Consider the following 16,554-nt stretch of genomic DNA (forward strand, 5'->3'; position numbering starts at 1 on the left):
ACATCGTGTCAGAAAATCAGATGGCGTCAGAAAAAGACGAAACCACATTTCAGACCTTTAAAAAATTATGGCCAATGATCAGCGTTTATAAAGCGGGTTTATTTGTGGCCACAATTGCTTTAATCATTAATGCCGCCAGTGATACTTATATGGTGTCACTATTAAAACCACTGTTGGATGAAGGTTTTGGTAGCACCGATTCAAATTTCTTAAAAGTCCTCCCTTTTATTGTTCTAGGCATGATGGTAGTACGTGGTTTAAGTGGCTTTATTTCTACTTATTGCTTGAGCTGGGTATCGGGCAATGTAGTGATGGAAATGCGCCGAAAGTTGTTTAACCATTTTATGCAGATGCCAGTGAGCTACTTTGATAAAGAATCTGCTGGTTCACTGTTATCACGCATTACCTATGATTCAGAACAAGTTGCCGCGGCCACCAGTAAAGCATTAGTCAGCATTGTGCGTGAAGGGGCGAGCATCATAGGCTTGTTATTCTTGATGTTTTATAACAGCTGGCAGCTTTCTCTCGTGCTTATTGCCGTTGCCCCTGTAGTGGCGATTGCGATCCGTGTGGTATCAAAGCGTTTTCGTCGTATCAGTAAAAATATGCAAGATATGATGGGTAACGTAACTTCATCAGCAGAACAAATGCTAAAAGGGCATAAAGTCGTATTAAGTTACGGAGGTCAAAATGTTGAGAAAAAACGTTTTGATTCAGTGAGCAATAAAATGCGTCAACAATCGATGAAAATGGTATCGGCTCAAGCCGCTGCCAACCCAATCGTTCAACTGATTGCTTCTACTGCTTTAGTGGTGGTGTTGTACTTAGCGAGCATTGATTCGATTAAAGACCAACTTACTCCGGGTACTTTTACGGTGATCTTCTCAGCGATGTTCGCCATGATGAAACCGTTAAAATCACTGACTAATGTAACGTCTGATTTCCAAAAGGGTATGGCTGCCTGTCAGACATTATTTGGCATTATTGAATTGCCGTCAGAAATTGATACTGGCGATAAAGAAGTTGAAAAAGTGAAGGGTAACCTTGCGGTGAAAGATGTTACTTTTACTTACCCAACCAAAGATGCACCAGCTTTACGCAATGTGTCCTTTGATGTACCTGCAGGTAAAACCGTGGCATTAGTAGGGCGTTCTGGTTCAGGAAAAAGTACCATTGCGAACTTATTCACACGTTTTTACGATATCGATTCTGGTGAGATCCACTTAGACAACAATGATATTCGTGAATATACCTTATCGAATCTGCGTACCCACTTTGCTATCGTGTCGCAAAACGTGCACCTGTTTAACGATACCATTGCCAATAATATTGCCTATGCAGCGACCGAGCGTTATAGCTTCGAGCAAATTAAACGTGCAGCCGATTTAGCCTATGCGACCGATTTTATTGAAAATATGGATGATGGTTTCGACACCATGATAGGTGAAAATGGCGTTAATCTATCTGGTGGTCAACGTCAGCGTTTAGCAATTGCTCGTGCCTTGCTACGTGATGCACCTGTATTAATTTTGGATGAGGCAACGTCTGCGTTAGATACTGAATCAGAGCGTGCAATCCAAGCCGCACTAGATGAACTACAAAAGAACAAAACCGTGATCGTGATTGCACACCGTTTATCGACTATTGAAAATGCCGATGAAATCTTGGTTGTTGATGAAGGTGAAATTGTCGAGCGCGGCAACCATGCCTCTTTAATTGAAAAAGATGGTGCTTATGCTCAGCTTCACCGTATTCAATTTGGTGAATAATGCATTTTTGTATTCATACTCAAAACGTTAACTCAGTAGGGTAAGGTGATGGTTGAAAAAATTTGGTTTCACCGTCACCCACTTGGTTGGCTATTGGCTCCAGTTTTATGGCCGCTGAGCTTACTGTTTAAATGGATTAGTGTTCAACGACGTAAAGCCTATGCTTCAGGTAACAAGGCTAGTTATCGCGCGCCAGTACCGGTTATTGTGGTGGGTAATATTACCGCTGGTGGTAATGGCAAAACCCCTGTCGTAATTTGGTTAGTGGAAACCCTACAATCTCTTGGCATGAAGCCGGGAGTCGTTTCTCGTGGTTACGGTGGTAAAGCTGGACACTATCCGTTATTGGTCGAACTGGATACTCCGAGCGCACAATCAGGCGATGAGCCTGCTTTAATAAAACGCAGAACTGGTGCACCAGTGGCGGTTGACCCTGTGCGCAGTCAAGCAGTTAAAGCGCTATTAAAACATGACGTGGATGTGATCATCACCGATGATGGTTTGCAACATTATGCTCTAGAACGTGATATTGAATTTGTGGTGATTGATGGTCAGCGTCGTTTTGGTAATCAGCATTACATCCCATTTGGCCCATTGCGCGAAGGCCTAGAGCGTTTAGATGAAGTGGATTTTCTGATCACCAATGGCGGTAATGCGCATCATAATGAAATTGCGATGACATTAGAGCCAAGCGAAGCGATTAATTTAAAAACAGGCGAAAAAGTGTCGGTAAGTACACTTTCTCAACTTGTCGCTTTTGCGGGTATAGGACATCCACCACGCTTTTTTAAAACATTAGAAACCTTGGGTGCAGATGTCATAAAAACTCAAGCATTTGCTGATCACCAAGCGTTTGAACAAGCAGAATTACAACAACTTGCGGCTCAAGGCCAACATCTTATTATGACAGAGAAAGACGCTGTCAAATGTTACCAATTTGCTGAAGATAACTGGTGGTACTTACCGGTTTCTGCGCAAATCTCATCGCAAGATAAACAGAATATTATTAAAAAAATCACAGAGGTTAATAGTCAATATGGATCATCGTCTACTTGAAATCGTGGCTTGTCCTGTATGCAAAGGTAAAGTAGTACTGGATAACGACCAACAAGAACTGATTTGTAAGTTCGACCGTTTAGCGTACCCAATCAAAGAAGGTATCCCTGTGATGCTAGAAGTGGAAGCACGTAAAATGTCGATGGATGAGGGGCGCTAATGTCGTTTACCGTTGTTATTCCATCGCGTTATCAATCCTCACGCTTGCCAGGTAAGCCTCTTGCGGATATTGCCGGTAAACCTATGGTGCAATGGGTACATGATCAAGCTATCCAAGCCGGTGCAGAACGTGTGATTGTCGCCACCGATGATGCTCGCATTGAAGCGGTGGTAAAAGGCTTTGGCGGTGAAGTGTGTATGACGTCACCGGATCATCAATCAGGTACAGAGCGCTTAGCCGAAGTCGTCGAAAAGATGGGTATTGCCGACGATCATATTATCGTTAATGTGCAAGGTGATGAACCGCTAATACCGCCTTCAATTATCAAGCAAGTGGCAGAGAATTTAGCTAACAGCGTAGCTCCTATGGCAACGCTTGGCGTGAGCATTGGTGAGCCCCAAGAAGTGTTTAATCCGAATGCCGTAAAAGTAGTGACCGATGAGCAAGGTTATGCACTCTACTTTAGCAGAGCTTCGATTCCATGGGATCGTGATGCTTGGGCAAAAGAAGACAAAACGATTCGCCAGCCCTTGATGCGCCACATTGGTATTTATGCTTACCGTGCCGGATTCATTAATACGTATATTAACTGGCAGCCAAGCGCATTAGAGCAAATTGAATCACTAGAGCAGTTACGCGTACTTTGGTATGGTGAAAAAATCCATGTTGCATTAGCCAAAGAAGCCCCAGCCGCTGGGGTGGATACGCCTGAAGACTTAGAGACGGTAAGGCGAATCTTAACCTCTTAATCTATTGCGTTAAGAGCTATTGGATTCGCTACCGTTAAAAATAAAAAAGCCTCTAATTTATATTAGTTTATTAGAGGCTTTGTTGTTTCTATCAGTTCTATTTGAAATAACGACATTTAACCAATCAGCGATAATGGACTCATTACTCCACTTGCTCCACGTTCAACCACATGAGTATAAATTTGTGTGGTTTTGACATCAGAATGCCCCAATTGTTCTTGAACCGTTCTAATATCTGCGCCGGATTCGAGCAAGTGAGTGGCAAAACAGTGACGCAAGGTATGGCAGGTCACTTTTTTATTAATACCAGCTTTACGTGCGGTTAGTTTAACTGCTCGTTGCAAAGAACTTTCATTAATATGGTGACGTGAAAACGTGCCATTTTTCTGAGTTGTTGATGTGGTATGAGATGGAAATAAATAGTGCCAATTAAATTCTTTTGAGGCTAACGGGTATTTCTTTATAAGAGCATTAGGTAAATACACGCCGCTATAGTCATGATGCTGTATATCAAGTGAATAGAATTTATGGCTTATATTTTGTTGAGTTTGTATTAATGGGTAAAGTTCTTTTGCCAATGTCACAATGCGGTTTTTATTCCCTTTACCTTGCCAAATGCGAATTGCACCATAGTCCAAATCGATATCATGATTTCGTAACCGAATGCATTCCATTAATCTTAACCCTGAACCATAAAGTAATTTAATGGCTAATTCATAGCGCGGATGTACATGTTGCATAAATTGTTTTATTTCACTTCGTGTTAAGACAACAGGTAAGGCTTTGTCCCTATTTGAACGTTTAAAATTCATATTTAGGGAAAGGGGAGCACCGATAATTTCTTTGTATAAAAAATTAAGTGCATTGAGTGCAACTGCTTGGGTTTTTACCGCTACGTTTTCATTGACCGCAAGGTGGGTTAAAAATTCTTCGACATCTTTATCAGACAAGGTGTTAGGGTGTGATTTATGGTGAAAATAGATATATTTTACAATCCAATATAAATACGATTTGATCGTTTTATTCGCATAGTGGCGGCTAGCCATAAACTCGTGGATATAAGTTAAAAAAGGAGATTTCATATAGTGCCTCATTACTGTTTTTATATACAGTTATCATGGTGTCGACTTTCAGTAATAGATAACAGGCAAAGTGCATTCTTTTCTGATTCACATCTAAAGAATGATACAAATAGTCATTGTTATACATAGGCTTGAGAGCTACTTGGTGTATATTAGAAAAACTAAACAGGCAAAGAGTTGTCAGGAAAAACGGCACTTTGCCGTCTAATAAGCGTTATACGCGATGTGGATCTTCAGTGTAAATGGTTCTGTTTTTCTCGTTAGCATTTCGAATGCGTTGTTCGATTTCTTCGCTGTTAAAGCGGGGTAAGTTGAAGCTATCGTTGTCGCTGAAATTCCGCTCTGTGAGTCTACCTTTCTAAAAATCAATCCACTTGCGGAAAGGCCGTTTTCTTTGGCTTTACCTGTTTCGGTGCGCTTCAATCAAAAAGCGCTGAATGTCTTAGTCTCACAAAAACGTTTTAATACACATAAAGTTTCATGTATTCAAAGTTGGGCTTGGCTTAAAATCGTTGCATTGGTGTAAGCGTATAACAAGGCGTTTAAGAGTGACTCGCAACGCGTGGCGGTTTTGGTTTGCAGTGAGCTTTGTGTTTACGGTGCAATGCGGTAGCTTTTGCATTGCGTTGCTCACACCTTAACGCGGCGTTATGTGCTTGGAGGGAATATGGAAATTCAGAAGGTCCTAAAATCGGACTTAGAGGCAGTGACAAGGCTTGTGTCAGAGGTCTCAGACAAGGATGTGCTTCCATTGTTTAATGAACAGGGAAAGCAAGAGTATAAGGACAGAGTTTTACCTGACCTAGTGACAACTTTTGACCATGAGAATTTTTCATCTGTTAAGGCCGTATCAGGTGGGGAAGTCCTTGGTTTTGCTGCTTTACGTGATGGGAATTATCTAACACATTTATTTGTTGCTAATTCACAGCAAGGTTCAGGTTTAGGTTGTGCTTTATTGAATCATCTGCTCAATCAGACAGACGCTCGTGAAGTTAGCCTGCGTTCATCGGTGAATGCTGTTGAGTTCTACAATCGCAATGGTTTCATAGCAACAGGTGAAGAAGCCGAGTTCAACGGAATTAGGTTTATACCCATGTCTTTAGTACGCACATAACAAAGCATTTAAGAGTGATTCCCAACGCGTGGCATTTTTCATTCCATCGTTGGGTTTCGTGTTTACGGTGGTATGGTTAAGTTTCGTGGCAGCGTTGCTCACACCTTAATGCGGCGTTAGGTATACAGGAGGATATTTTGAATTATGAGTGATGGAATAGTGGGTAAAGCGAAATTTCGCTGCTCAAAGTGTGGGGAGTTGCACGAAGAAGAAGTTACTTCGTTTGAAGCTACTGGTGGTTCAAGTAGACAGATGGGCGATGAGAATGAATACACTGCAATAATCTCTGAAGAATGTCATAACTGTGGTTCCAACTATGAGATAGAGATGAAGGTTTGGGAATACCCCACAGGTATTATCAACTACTCATCTGAAGAGTCGAGTGGAGTTGAAGAACTCGAGGCTGATTATGAGGTATATCACACACCAGCACACGATAGCTCTAGGGTTATGGGAGCGGCTGCTGGAGGAGCTATATTTGGAGCGTCAATTGGAGGACCATTTGGTGCTATTATAGGTGGCATTCTAGGGGGCTTAATTGGAGACTCAGTGGCGAAAGGGGATAAAAATGGATAAAGCCATATATATTCCATCTGCTATATTGGGAGCTTTCTTGATCTTAATATATACATACAGGTGCCACAGAGCGAAACGCGAGTTCAATCAGGCTGTAATGGTAAACGCAATACTTCAATCCAGTGGTATCATATGCGGAGTTTTGCTTATTCTAGGAACTTTTAATGATGAGGCTAAAAAACTACTAAACGAAATTGATCTATATATATTAATCGCTGGTTTTGCCGTGACGGCAGCTTCAGTGAAAGGAATCTACAAGGATATATTCCTATCTACTGTAATCAAACCCCAAGAATCTAAAGCATCGCTAAAGCGTCAAGAAGAGGTTAAGGCTAACTCTTAACCAAAGTATACCTAACAAAGCGTTTAAGGCAGATTCCCAACGCGTGGCATTTTCACTATGCGTTGGTTTTAGTGGTTAAGGTGGTATGCGGAAGCTTAGGTATTGCGTTGCTCACACCTTAACAGGGCGTTAGGCAAAAAGCGCAATCTTATGTTACCTAAGCAGTTAATTATGTTCTTTGCTTTAATATATGCTCCGACGTACCTAAACGGAGGATGCTATGAACGAAAAACTAATCTTATTATTAACAAGTCTTGCAGTAGCAGGGTGTAGTAGCAAAATGGCTGATTCATATGTTGGCATTTTTACAAAAATGAATGGTCAGGAAAAAGAGTGGTCCGTTCCAGCCTATGCATATCAACGAGAATCAGGTCAATTTGTGATTAAGTATAAAACCCCTGAAGGTGATGGGGCATTCACACCTATTATGGAAGAATTTGGAGATGAGTGTCGGTTTGACCTGAATGTTGGCGTTAAGTTGTTGTGCTCAAACCAAAGTTCTGATCATAGACAGAATTTTTCGTTCGTAGGTGAATATAGGCCTTAAAGTCACAATTTGCCTAACAAACTGTTCAAGAGGGATTCGCAACGCGTGGCATTTTTACCATGCGTTGACTTTAGTGTTTTAGGTGGTATGCGGCGGCTTCGGTATTGCGTTGCTCACCCCTTAACAGGGCGTTATATTTTAAATTAGCTTACCAAGTTATTTTCATAGAGGATTTGAATGGAGTTGCATGAAGTTTATGATTCTTTAGAAAAAGAATTGTACGCGCAATCAGAAGTAGAGCTTGTTTTATTGAAAGGTCACTTAATCTTAGAACAAGCGATAAATCAACATTTGTTGCTCTATATCGAGAGCAAAAAGAGCTTAGACGCTTTAAATCTTATGTTTGCAAAAAAAGTTGATTTATTAGTTGCTTTAGAAGGCAGTAAGCCAAGCGCATGGCAAGAGTATGTACCATATATCAAACGAATAAATTCAATTAGAAACAAGCTTGCTCACCAACTGAACTTTGATGGCTATCACGATGATCTAAAAGCTTGGGCTTGTGATGTTGTCGGTTACACACCTAAAACTTTAAATCGGCAAGCGACTTATAGAAATACAGTAGCAAAAGCTTTTTGCTTTCTTGTTGGATTTTTAGTTGGTGTATGCGCAATTAGGCAGGAAGTGGCGAGTATTAAAATATAACAAAGCGTTTAAGGGTGACTCGCAGCGCTTGGCAGTTTTGTCTACAAATTTGGGTTGGGTGTTTACGGTTAAAAAAGAAGGTTTTGTGGTGAGCGTTGCTCGCACCTTAACGCGGCGTTATAACTACATGGAATTATCGTGGATATTTTGAAGAAAATTTTGTTATTTGATGTTTTTCCTTTCCTATGTCGTTTGATAGGTAGTGGGCTACTAATGCTTGGACTTTATGGAATTGGCTTTCCTCCAAAGAATGAAATAGGGACAACATCTGCTTTTCTATTAGTTTTATCACTATTTTTTATTCTCTTACCACTGGCTAAAAAGATCAGTCTTGGGAAACTCTTAACTTTTGAGAAAGAAATAGAAAAAGTCAAAACAGATGTTACTGAGTTCAAAGGAGAGACTAGAGAAATATTGAACGTTTACAGCAATACGATAACAGCCATCTCAAACACTATGAATCAAACTGTAAATGTTCACCTTCCCGGCAGAGAGCAGGTACAAGAAGCAAAAGAAGATTTGAAATCAACAATTCAATCTGACGATACAGAGGCAAGCCTAGAGGATGAGCTAACTGAATATATTGGCACTTCTGGAAATGATTTGAACTTTGCACTAGCGCGTTTGCGAATGGATTTAGAAAAATCTATGCGTACCATACTAGGGAAGCGGACACTCACAGCAGATCCTACAGCCATGAAATCAAAGTTTATGTCTGCAAGGCAGCTATTCAAAGAGCTTACTGTGCAGTACCCACAGTACAAAGGTATGCACAGTTCGTATGATTATGTACTGAAAATTTGCAATGCAGCAATTCATGGGCAGCAGGTTTCTAACGGTCATGCCGAGGAAGCACTATACATGGGATTACAGATGCTCAATGAATTTAACCGTGTGCAAAAGTAGTTATAACAATCTGTTTAAGAGTGATTCGCAACACGTGGCATTTTTGCTATGCGTTGCGTTTAGTGTTTAAGGTGGTATGCGGTGAGTTCGGTGTTGCGTTGCTCACACCTTAACAGGGCGTTATGTTTACAAGGAGTACAAATGCAATTACGAATAAATTCAGCAAATAATACTAACTTCGTTTCAGTCGTAACGACATGTCCAGTGTGTGGTAAAGCTGGCTCATTAATACAAATCAAAAATATTGCTGACTGTCGATTAGTGACACTAGAAGGGGCTGTATATTATACAGGTCAAAGGTGTTGTCCAAATCATGAGTGTAACGCTCACATATTTTTTACTAAGGGTTCTGATGATAGCTTGACGTTGTACCCCAAATTAAGAATTGACTTCAATTCTGAGAATATACCATCGAAAATACGGTCTACGTTTGAAGAGGCTGTAATTTGCCACGCTGAGAGATGCTACGCCGCCTCTGCAATTATGGTTCGCAGAACACTTGAGGAGTTGTGTCAAGATAAAGCGTGTAGTGGAAAAAACCTGTTCAATCGTATTGAAGAGTTGAAAAGTAGCGTAGTTTTGCCAACGGAGTTATTTGCAGCACTTCATGAACTGCGAGTTTTAGGTAATGATGCTGCGCATATCGAATCAAAAGACTTTGATAATATTGGTGAAGAAGAAGTTTCAATTGCTATTGAAATAACGAAAGAGATCCTAAAAAGTGTTTATCAAATGGAAAGTTTGGTAAATCGGCTAAAAAGCCTGAAAAAAACATAACAAACGCTTCAAGACGGATTCGCAACGCTCGGCGGTTTTGGTTTGATTTGGCTTTTGTGTTTACGGTGCAATAATTGAGTGTTGCGGTAGCGTTGCTCACCACTTAAGCGGGCGTTATGTTTCACATTGATTTATAAGCAATAAATTATTTTGGCTCACATCTTTGGTCTCTTTAGTAAGTTGGTTTTATGGTTTCTGCAATTCAATGTCAGTGCCTAGATTCTTGGGTTTTTCAACCGACTTTAGGTTTCAAATTCGTAGATTGTTTCAATTGAAATTGTGGCTCGGTGCTAAAGTTGTCTCTGGTTTAAAATCGTTTTTGGTTATGGGTTTCAATTGTTACGCCTTTTACGTTTATCGCATTTGTCGTAATAGTTGGCTGAGTGGTGTGATGTGAGTTGGACACTTTCTTGAGCACAGCAGTTCTTTGTCAAGAAAGCGAGTCGTTTGTGGTAAAACATAACAAACAATTCAAGAGCGATTCGCAACGCATGGCATTTTAAGTTCGAATCGGCTTTAGTGTTTACGGCGTAGTGGTTTAAGTTTAGTGTTGGCGCTGCTCACGCCTTAATTGGGCGTTAGGCAAATTGAAGAAGTATACAAATAATGAGTAAAAGAACAGAAAATGCTCTTATCGCAAGAGGATTTGATACAACATTAGCCAAGACGTTGGCTATAGGTGGTTATACGCTAAGTAAGCTTAAAACCATGCAAGTTGATGACCTAATTTCTATAGGCATTGATGAGCACCTTGCGGCTAAATTGATGAAAGAACCTAGACCAGCGATCCCACAAAATATTCTGTGTAACGTTCTCTTCAATAACCGTAGAACGTGTTGCGTTTGTCGAGATGCCTCGAAATCGGTAGTAGTTCATCATATTATCGAATGGTCTAAATCGAGAAGTCATGCAGAAGAAAACCTATCGGTTTTATGCTTAGAGCATCATGATCTTGCTCATACTACAAAGCATCTAAGCCAAAACCTTACTGCTGATGAGATTCTATTTCATAAAGCGCTATGGGAATCTCAAGTCAGCCTAATTGATTCTCAAACGTTACTTCGCTTAAGAAGAGAGCGTAGTGTTGCCCGTTGGGATTGGATAAATATTCCTCGTGTTTTCGAAATTTTTTCTGAATGTATTGTTGAGTTTGAGCCATCTCCAGTAATCGATAACTTAAAAAAGGATAAGGTGATTGATGACAGAGGGATGCTATTGGATGAATCTCATTGGGAATGTGGCAAGAGCAATCAGCAGTACTTTATTGACTTTGGTGGCGGGTGTGAAGTTGCATCATATCTTGGTGGTGTTCTTGAAGCTATGATTCAAGTTTTACCAATAATTGACATTACTTCAATGCTTCAACATAGAGGTCAGATTAGGTCACTTATTACATATGGTAGCTATATCGGCGTCCAAGCACCGTTTTATTTTTCAACGTTAGAAAATCATGGGGATCATAGACAAGAAGTAAGGAGAGCTTATTATCAAGGTTATGGCGTTAAAATTGAGTTCACATATCAACCATGGTTTTGCACTAGTTCAAGTGCAAAGCATAGTGGAATGTCTGGTAGGCGAGTACAGACAGTAATCGGCTTTGTTCGTGATATTTCGTCAATCGACGGTGAGCTGGTTATATCTATTTCGTGCTTAGCTGCTGGAACTGGCTTCAAAACCCATGAAGGAAGAGTTCTCCCAAACTATGAAAGATATGCCTAACAAAGCATTTAAGAGTGATTCGCAACGCGTGGCATTTTTACTATGCGTTGCGTTTAGTGTTTAAGGTGGTATGCGGCAGCTTCAGTATTGCGTTGCTCACATCTTAATGCGGCGTTAGCTTTTTACAGATTATTTGAGATTTTAGATGAGTGAAACAACAATAGCCTTCTGGTCGATGATTGGTACATGGGTTGCTGGTATTGGTACAATATCGGCGGTAGTTACATCGTTGTGGCTAGCCAGAAAGCAAGGGAAAATAGACCTCAACGTTATTGCTGGGCACCGCCAAATAGTAACAGTGGGAAGCGAAGATACACCTGATTATTGCATGATTAAAGTTACGAATCGTGGTGTGCGACCAGCTAAAATAACCAACGTGGGTTGGGAATACGATTCGTTAACTAAAAAGAATCACCTAGTTCAGTTATTTGGCTTTCCAGAATCTGATGATATCCCCAAGGTGCTCAATGAAGGAGAGGATGCATGTTTTCTCATACCTTTTTCTAACTCGTTGAGTGAGGGAACGTGGATTACGACTTTCCCTAAGCAGCTAACTCATAGTGGAATAAAGAGCCTAAAGGTATGCATTTATACTTCTGTTGGGCAAGCGTTTAAGGTGAAAGTAGAAAAAGGATTGAAGGAGCAATTTCTAGATTCTTTGGCGTCGGAAAAACAAAGCTAACAAAGCATTTAAGAGTGATTCGCAACGCTTGGCAGTTTCGCTTCGCTCAAGTATAGCCAAGCGCCGCTCACACCTTAATGCGGCGTTAGCCCTAAAGCGGTGTTATGTAAGGAGTAGATAAGTGACAACAATATCTTTACCAACGTATTTCGATAGGGATACGTTGTCTGGATTTTTCAATGAGTTAGAAAAACACATCGATACTGATGATGTCTGTTTAGATTGTTCAACTATTAGGTTCTCAAAACCTACCGCAATGTTGGTTGCTGGTTCGAAAATACGAAGTTGGGTTAGATCACGTCATCGTCGAGGTCTCAAAACCCGAAAGAAAGGAGTTGATACCTACTCATCTGCTCATTCATATCTTAAACATATAGGTTTCTTTGATTTTGTTTTAATGGGAGCGGGGAATTGCGTTGGAGAGGCTCGGGGTTCAAGCACTTACATCCCAATCACAAGAATTACTAAACCGGAATTAGGTGAAGGTGAAAATGCACTTGAACAATGGTACGAAGACATTCAGTCAAAGGTTCGGGGACTAGCGAGAGTCATTTCCGGAAAACCGGAAACACACCAAGATAACCGGATGTATAACTATGCATTGCGAGAAATTATACGAAATGTATTTGAACACTCTGGTTGTGAGGAGTGTTATGTTTTTGGTCAACGTTGGTTCGATGGAGCCGTTGAAATCGTCGTTGTAGATGAAGGTGTTGGTATCGGTTGCACTCTAAGGGAGACATTGGGCGACATAACTGACCAAGAAGCATTAAAACAAGCAATTAAACCTGGTGTATCAAGAACATCGCAACTATCAGATGCAGAAAACACCTTCGACAATTCTGGTTTTGGTTTGTATGTACTAACTGAAGTTGCAAGAAGCTTTGGTTTGTATGTACTAACTGAAGTTGCAAGAAGCTTTGGTTGGTATGCGTTGGGGAGCAACAGTGCAAAACTAATTGGTTATGAATCTAACCTTGAAGAAAGTACATTGAATTTTAATGGAACATACTTCGGTTTTAGGCTTACACGGTCACCCTCAGATTTTTCGAGTTTAGCAAAAGATATAATCAAAGCGGGTGAGCAGGAAGCTAATGTAGACGGGATAGAGCGCAAAGCTTCAGCAATGTCTAAGCTTTTTTAGTTTCGGGCTAACAAACTGTTTAAGAGTGATTCGCAACGCGTGGCATTTTTACTATGCGTTGATTTTAGTGTTTAAGGTGGTATGCGGAAGCATCGGTATAGCGTTGCTCACACCTTAACAGGGCGTTATGTGACAGGCTGAATTTCCATATATTTAGCCTATCAAAAAGCCAAGCTTCTTCTATGCTTTTGAGTATCTGGTTCTAAGTTTTTGTTCGACTTCTTCGCAATTATTCATGGACTACGAACGCACATCTCACTTGGTAAGTTCGTTTCGGATCACCTCTCTGGTTTAAAAACTAAGTCATTCGCTAAAATTTACCGTTCTGAAATCGTTGTAACTCCTCCACTTCGAATTTGGCTTTCACACTCAAATCCATCAAAATAGCCTTGAGCGTGAGGACGTTTTCAGTAGTCTGGGTGCAATAATTAAGCCCGAGTGGGTCATTACATAACAAACAATTTAAGGAAAAAGAATGTCGCAAGATGATAATAAATACAAAACTATGCACTGTATGGTTTCACCTAATACGGATAACCAGACCCAATTGGCCCTTGCTCGATATCAATTGATTTACTCGGTTATAGGACTGCTTTTGGGTTTAGTTTGTATCTGCGGCGGAATATATTTGTTTATTCAAGGCATTACTGGCGAGATGAATTGGAGCCTCAAAGTTTTTGGCAATGAATCTGTTATAGCAAATGCTGCTCCTGGTGCAGTTCTATTCATCGTTGGTCTATTTTTGGTGATTGTAACTAAGTTTAAATTTAAGCATATAAAACCAAAGTAGAAATTACATAACAAGCAATTTAAGTAGACCTTCAACGCATGGCATTTTTAGTTTGCAGATATTTCAGTGGTTATAGCGCTATGCAGGAACTATCGTTGGGCGTTTCAGGCTACTTAATCGGGCGTTAAGTGTCAATTCAACATGGTATTACGGTTGGAAATAAGATTCGATGGAAGAAAATAATAATAGACTTAATCAAGAATGGGTGACTCTCAATGCGGTAAGATACATGGTCAAACTTGCTTCCAAAGGTAGTATGTCAAAGTCTACTTACGACAACACGTTAGAGTTTGCTGGAGATCTTTATCCTGAGCTCCTTGGTCCGGAAAATAGCCTTCTAAAAAGAGAACGAGAGAGTGATACGACAAAGGAATATAGACAAAGAGCTGAATTAGAGTCTCTGCGTGAAGAAACGGAAGTTAGTGCCTTAGAATTAGTCTTAAAGGATATTGCTGAGTACGAGTCCTTACTCGATGTTGCTAAAGCAAACCAAAAAGACCGCAAACGGACTGACCAGCTTAAACGTAGGCTTAGCCAGTTAGATAAGGCAAAAAAAGAACTAGAACCTAAAGCTCACAGTGAAAATCAATTGATTTTCCGTGATGCATATAACGTTGAAAGAAATTTACCAGAGCTCTCAAAGGGACATGCGCATAAAGATTTTCGCTTAACTGATGGAAAGATCCTTCGAGTCCGCGTTTTACACCCAGATAGACCTGAGCACATAACAGGAGCAGATATAATATATGAGCGACATAATGATCGCACTGGTTGCATAAGTATCGTCGCAGTTCAATACAAAATCTGGGAAAACAGAAAAATGTATCTTTCCGATGATCGTATGAATGGGCAAATTGACAAGATGCGAGAATTTCTCTGTAACAAAGGGATTTGTCAGTCCAATTCCGATGAATATCGGTTCCCATGTTGTTCCGGTTTCTTGAGACCTACGGATAAACTGCAAACCGCTGAGCAAAAGTTTATTTCAACCGGTGAACATTTACCAATTTGCAAAATTGAAGAGTGTACGAGCTATGGTAAGCGCGGCGGTCTTCAACTTACGTATGACGATATAAAAGAGTACTCTCTTTCCGGTGACCTATTCGAAGAACTCTTTAACCGAGGAAAGATTGGTTCTCGTGAATTAACGCGTAATGAATTGGAAGACTTATATCATGAGGCATCTGTTATTGACTCGTCAGATACCGTAGTAATTTACGTGCAAGAATTTGACACTTAACAAAGCATTTAAGAGTGATTCGCAACGCTTGGCAGTTTCGCTTCGCTCAAGTATAGCCAAGCGCCGCTCACACCTTAATGCGGCGTTAGGCTTTAAATTTAAAATCGAGGGAATCATGAAGTATCCAGGTCAACCAGAGTCTCCACCAAGTTGGTATAAAGATCGAGGTCAATCTTATATAGAAAAGCAGTTTAGCAAAGAACTCGGTGATTTAGCTGACGCAATTGAAAGTGAGCATTGGTTTGGCAACCCTGAAAAGCATAGCCGTTTTCGAGTTGACTTCATTCTTAAAGATGCTCGTTTGATTATTGAGTTGGATGGACATGATTACCATTCTACGAAAGAACAACTAGAAAATGATGCAATCAGACAAAGGTATCTTTCAAGAGCTGGTTATACTGTAATTAGATTCACCGGTAGAGAAATAAATAGAAACGCTTCAGCTTGCGTTTCTGAGGTTCGTACAATTTACAAAGAGCGTATGCAAAGATCTCCGTCAAAATACCGAGTCATGTATATTGATTACCCATTTATTTATCGAGAAATGTCTAAAGCCTTAGCTTTTTACAATAAATTGTACCCTGAGAAAAATTTAACAGCGGTATCATTAGATGAATTAATCCCTCATGCTATTGAGTGGCTGCATGAAAAGTCGTTCATTACAGTTTTTGTATTCCATCCACCAGAAGATTCCATGGAGATTGAACATCTAGATGGTTTGGTAAAAGAATACGAAAAAGGTGAAGTTCGGATTAATACTATCCCACACGAGTGGTATAGCCTTGAGCTTGGAAACCACATGGTTTGCTATTCCCATCTCTTTGATGAATTCTTTTTGGTTGCTGATGATCCTGTGTATACGGAGCCATTACGTTCAGTTTTACCTAGTGAACTCACGAATAGACTGTTTGGTACTTCTAATTTGAAATATTTATCAAATGGTAAGTTGTTGCGTAAAGGCAATGAAGAAACAGCATATGCTGGTACTGACCTTGCTCGAGTACTCTGGCAAAATATTTGGTACATAATTGGTGCATCAATGGGGCTGAGTTTGTACGAACTATAAAGCCTAACAAACGCTTTAAGACGGATTCGCAACGCTCGGCGGTTTGAGTTTGACTTAGCTTTTGTGTTTACGGTGCAATAAGCGTGTTTTGTGGTAGTGTTGCTCACCACTTAAGCGGGCGTTAGCTTAAGACTGTTCTAAACTCCAAATATGATACATGGTTGATATTGGATATAATGCAGCGATAGT

At 40.3% G+C, this 16,554-nt stretch carries 18 protein-coding genes; 17 read left to right on the top strand and 1 reads right to left on the bottom strand.

Annotation, left to right across the window (positions count from 1 at the left end):
- Positions 1-20: 20 nt before the first annotated feature.
- Genes msbA through kdsB form a run of 4 tightly spaced genes read left to right on the top strand, consistent with a single transcriptional unit; the run spans position 21 to position 3,734 of the window.
- Positions 21-1,769, top strand: coding sequence for a lipid A ABC transporter ATP-binding protein/permease MsbA (msbA, locus tag QQJ93_RS06435; RefSeq protein WP_089123572.1), 1,749 nt, complete (start codon positions 21-23; stop codon positions 1,767-1,769).
- 48 nt (positions 1,770-1,817) lie between these two features.
- Positions 1,818-2,825, top strand: a complete 1,008-nt coding sequence (lpxK, locus tag QQJ93_RS06440) for a tetraacyldisaccharide 4'-kinase (RefSeq protein WP_089122718.1) — start codon at positions 1,818-1,820, stop codon at positions 2,823-2,825.
- The gene (locus QQJ93_RS06445; RefSeq protein WP_089122719.1) at positions 2,806-2,985 is read left to right on the top strand and encodes a Trm112 family protein; all 180 of its coding nucleotides are present in this window, start codon (positions 2,806-2,808) and stop codon (positions 2,983-2,985) included. The genes lpxK and QQJ93_RS06445 overlap by 20 nt, the downstream gene beginning before the upstream one ends.
- Positions 2,985-3,734, top strand: coding sequence for a 3-deoxy-manno-octulosonate cytidylyltransferase (kdsB, locus tag QQJ93_RS06450; protein ID WP_089122720.1), 750 nt, complete (start codon positions 2,985-2,987; stop codon positions 3,732-3,734). The genes QQJ93_RS06445 and kdsB overlap by 1 nt, the downstream gene beginning before the upstream one ends.
- 116 nt (positions 3,735-3,850) lie before the next feature.
- Here kdsB and QQJ93_RS06455 read toward each other — a convergent pair whose 3' ends face one another.
- Entirely contained in the window at positions 3,851-4,816 is a 966-nt protein-coding gene (locus QQJ93_RS06455) for an integron integrase (protein ID WP_089122721.1), read from the bottom strand.
- Between the two features lie 667 nt (positions 4,817-5,483).
- Between QQJ93_RS06455 and QQJ93_RS06465 the strand changes: the two genes are divergently transcribed.
- The 13 genes from QQJ93_RS06465 (at position 5,484) to QQJ93_RS06555 (ending at position 16,365) form a co-directional block, all read left to right on the top strand.
- The gene (locus tag QQJ93_RS06465; RefSeq protein ID WP_089122723.1) at positions 5,484-5,930 is read left to right on the top strand and encodes a GNAT family N-acetyltransferase; all 447 of its coding nucleotides are present in this window, start codon (positions 5,484-5,486) and stop codon (positions 5,928-5,930) included.
- 144 nt (positions 5,931-6,074) lie between these two features.
- The gene (locus QQJ93_RS06470; protein WP_025555171.1) at positions 6,075-6,506 is read left to right on the top strand and encodes a hypothetical protein; all 432 of its coding nucleotides are present in this window, start codon (positions 6,075-6,077) and stop codon (positions 6,504-6,506) included.
- Positions 6,499-6,849, top strand: coding sequence for a hypothetical protein (locus QQJ93_RS06475; protein WP_025573042.1), 351 nt, complete (start codon positions 6,499-6,501; stop codon positions 6,847-6,849). The genes QQJ93_RS06470 and QQJ93_RS06475 overlap by 8 nt, the downstream gene beginning before the upstream one ends.
- 220 nt (positions 6,850-7,069) lie before the next feature.
- Entirely contained in the window at positions 7,070-7,396 is a 327-nt protein-coding gene (locus tag QQJ93_RS06485; protein WP_089122724.1) for a hypothetical protein, read from the top strand.
- Between the two features lie 177 nt (positions 7,397-7,573).
- Positions 7,574-8,041 carry a hypothetical protein gene (locus QQJ93_RS06495; RefSeq protein ID WP_089122726.1) on the top strand — a complete coding sequence of 156 codons (468 nt, stop codon included), beginning with the start codon at positions 7,574-7,576 and terminating at the stop codon, positions 8,039-8,041.
- A gap of 138 nt (positions 8,042-8,179) precedes the next feature.
- Positions 8,180-8,947 (top strand): hypothetical protein, encoded by a 768-nt coding sequence (locus QQJ93_RS06500; protein ID WP_075989702.1) that lies wholly within the window; start codon positions 8,180-8,182, stop codon positions 8,945-8,947.
- Between the two features lie 141 nt (positions 8,948-9,088).
- Positions 9,089-9,724 (top strand): DUF4145 domain-containing protein, encoded by a 636-nt coding sequence (locus tag QQJ93_RS06510; RefSeq protein ID WP_089122728.1) that lies wholly within the window; start codon positions 9,089-9,091, stop codon positions 9,722-9,724.
- A 606-nt stretch (positions 9,725-10,330) separates the two neighbouring features.
- A complete protein-coding gene (locus tag QQJ93_RS06520; protein ID WP_089122729.1) occupies positions 10,331-11,443 on the top strand; it encodes an HNH endonuclease signature motif containing protein in 1,113 nt (370 codons plus the stop codon).
- Between the two features lie 145 nt (positions 11,444-11,588).
- A complete protein-coding gene (locus tag QQJ93_RS06530) occupies positions 11,589-12,125 on the top strand; it encodes a hypothetical protein (RefSeq protein WP_089122731.1) in 537 nt (178 codons plus the stop codon).
- 121 nt (positions 12,126-12,246) lie between these two features.
- The gene (locus QQJ93_RS06535) at positions 12,247-13,269 is read left to right on the top strand and encodes an ATP-binding protein (protein ID WP_089122732.1); all 1,023 of its coding nucleotides are present in this window, start codon (positions 12,247-12,249) and stop codon (positions 13,267-13,269) included.
- Positions 13,270-13,744: 475 nt separating this feature from the next.
- On the top strand, positions 13,745-14,059 hold the full coding sequence (locus QQJ93_RS06545) for a hypothetical protein (protein ID WP_089122733.1): 315 nt from the start codon (positions 13,745-13,747) through the stop codon (positions 14,057-14,059).
- A gap of 169 nt (positions 14,060-14,228) precedes the next feature.
- Positions 14,229-15,299, top strand: coding sequence for a hypothetical protein (locus tag QQJ93_RS06550; protein ID WP_089122734.1), 1,071 nt, complete (start codon positions 14,229-14,231; stop codon positions 15,297-15,299).
- Positions 15,289-16,365 carry an endonuclease domain-containing protein gene (locus QQJ93_RS06555; protein WP_284186053.1) on the top strand — a complete coding sequence of 359 codons (1,077 nt, stop codon included), beginning with the start codon at positions 15,289-15,291 and terminating at the stop codon, positions 16,363-16,365. Before QQJ93_RS06550 ends, QQJ93_RS06555 begins: the two co-directional genes overlap by 11 nt.
- Positions 16,366-16,554: the final 189 nt, after the last annotated feature.

Source organism: Vibrio algivorus (genome assembly GCF_030161215.1).
GTDB classification, from domain to species: domain Bacteria; phylum Pseudomonadota; class Gammaproteobacteria; order Enterobacterales; family Vibrionaceae; genus Vibrio; species Vibrio algivorus.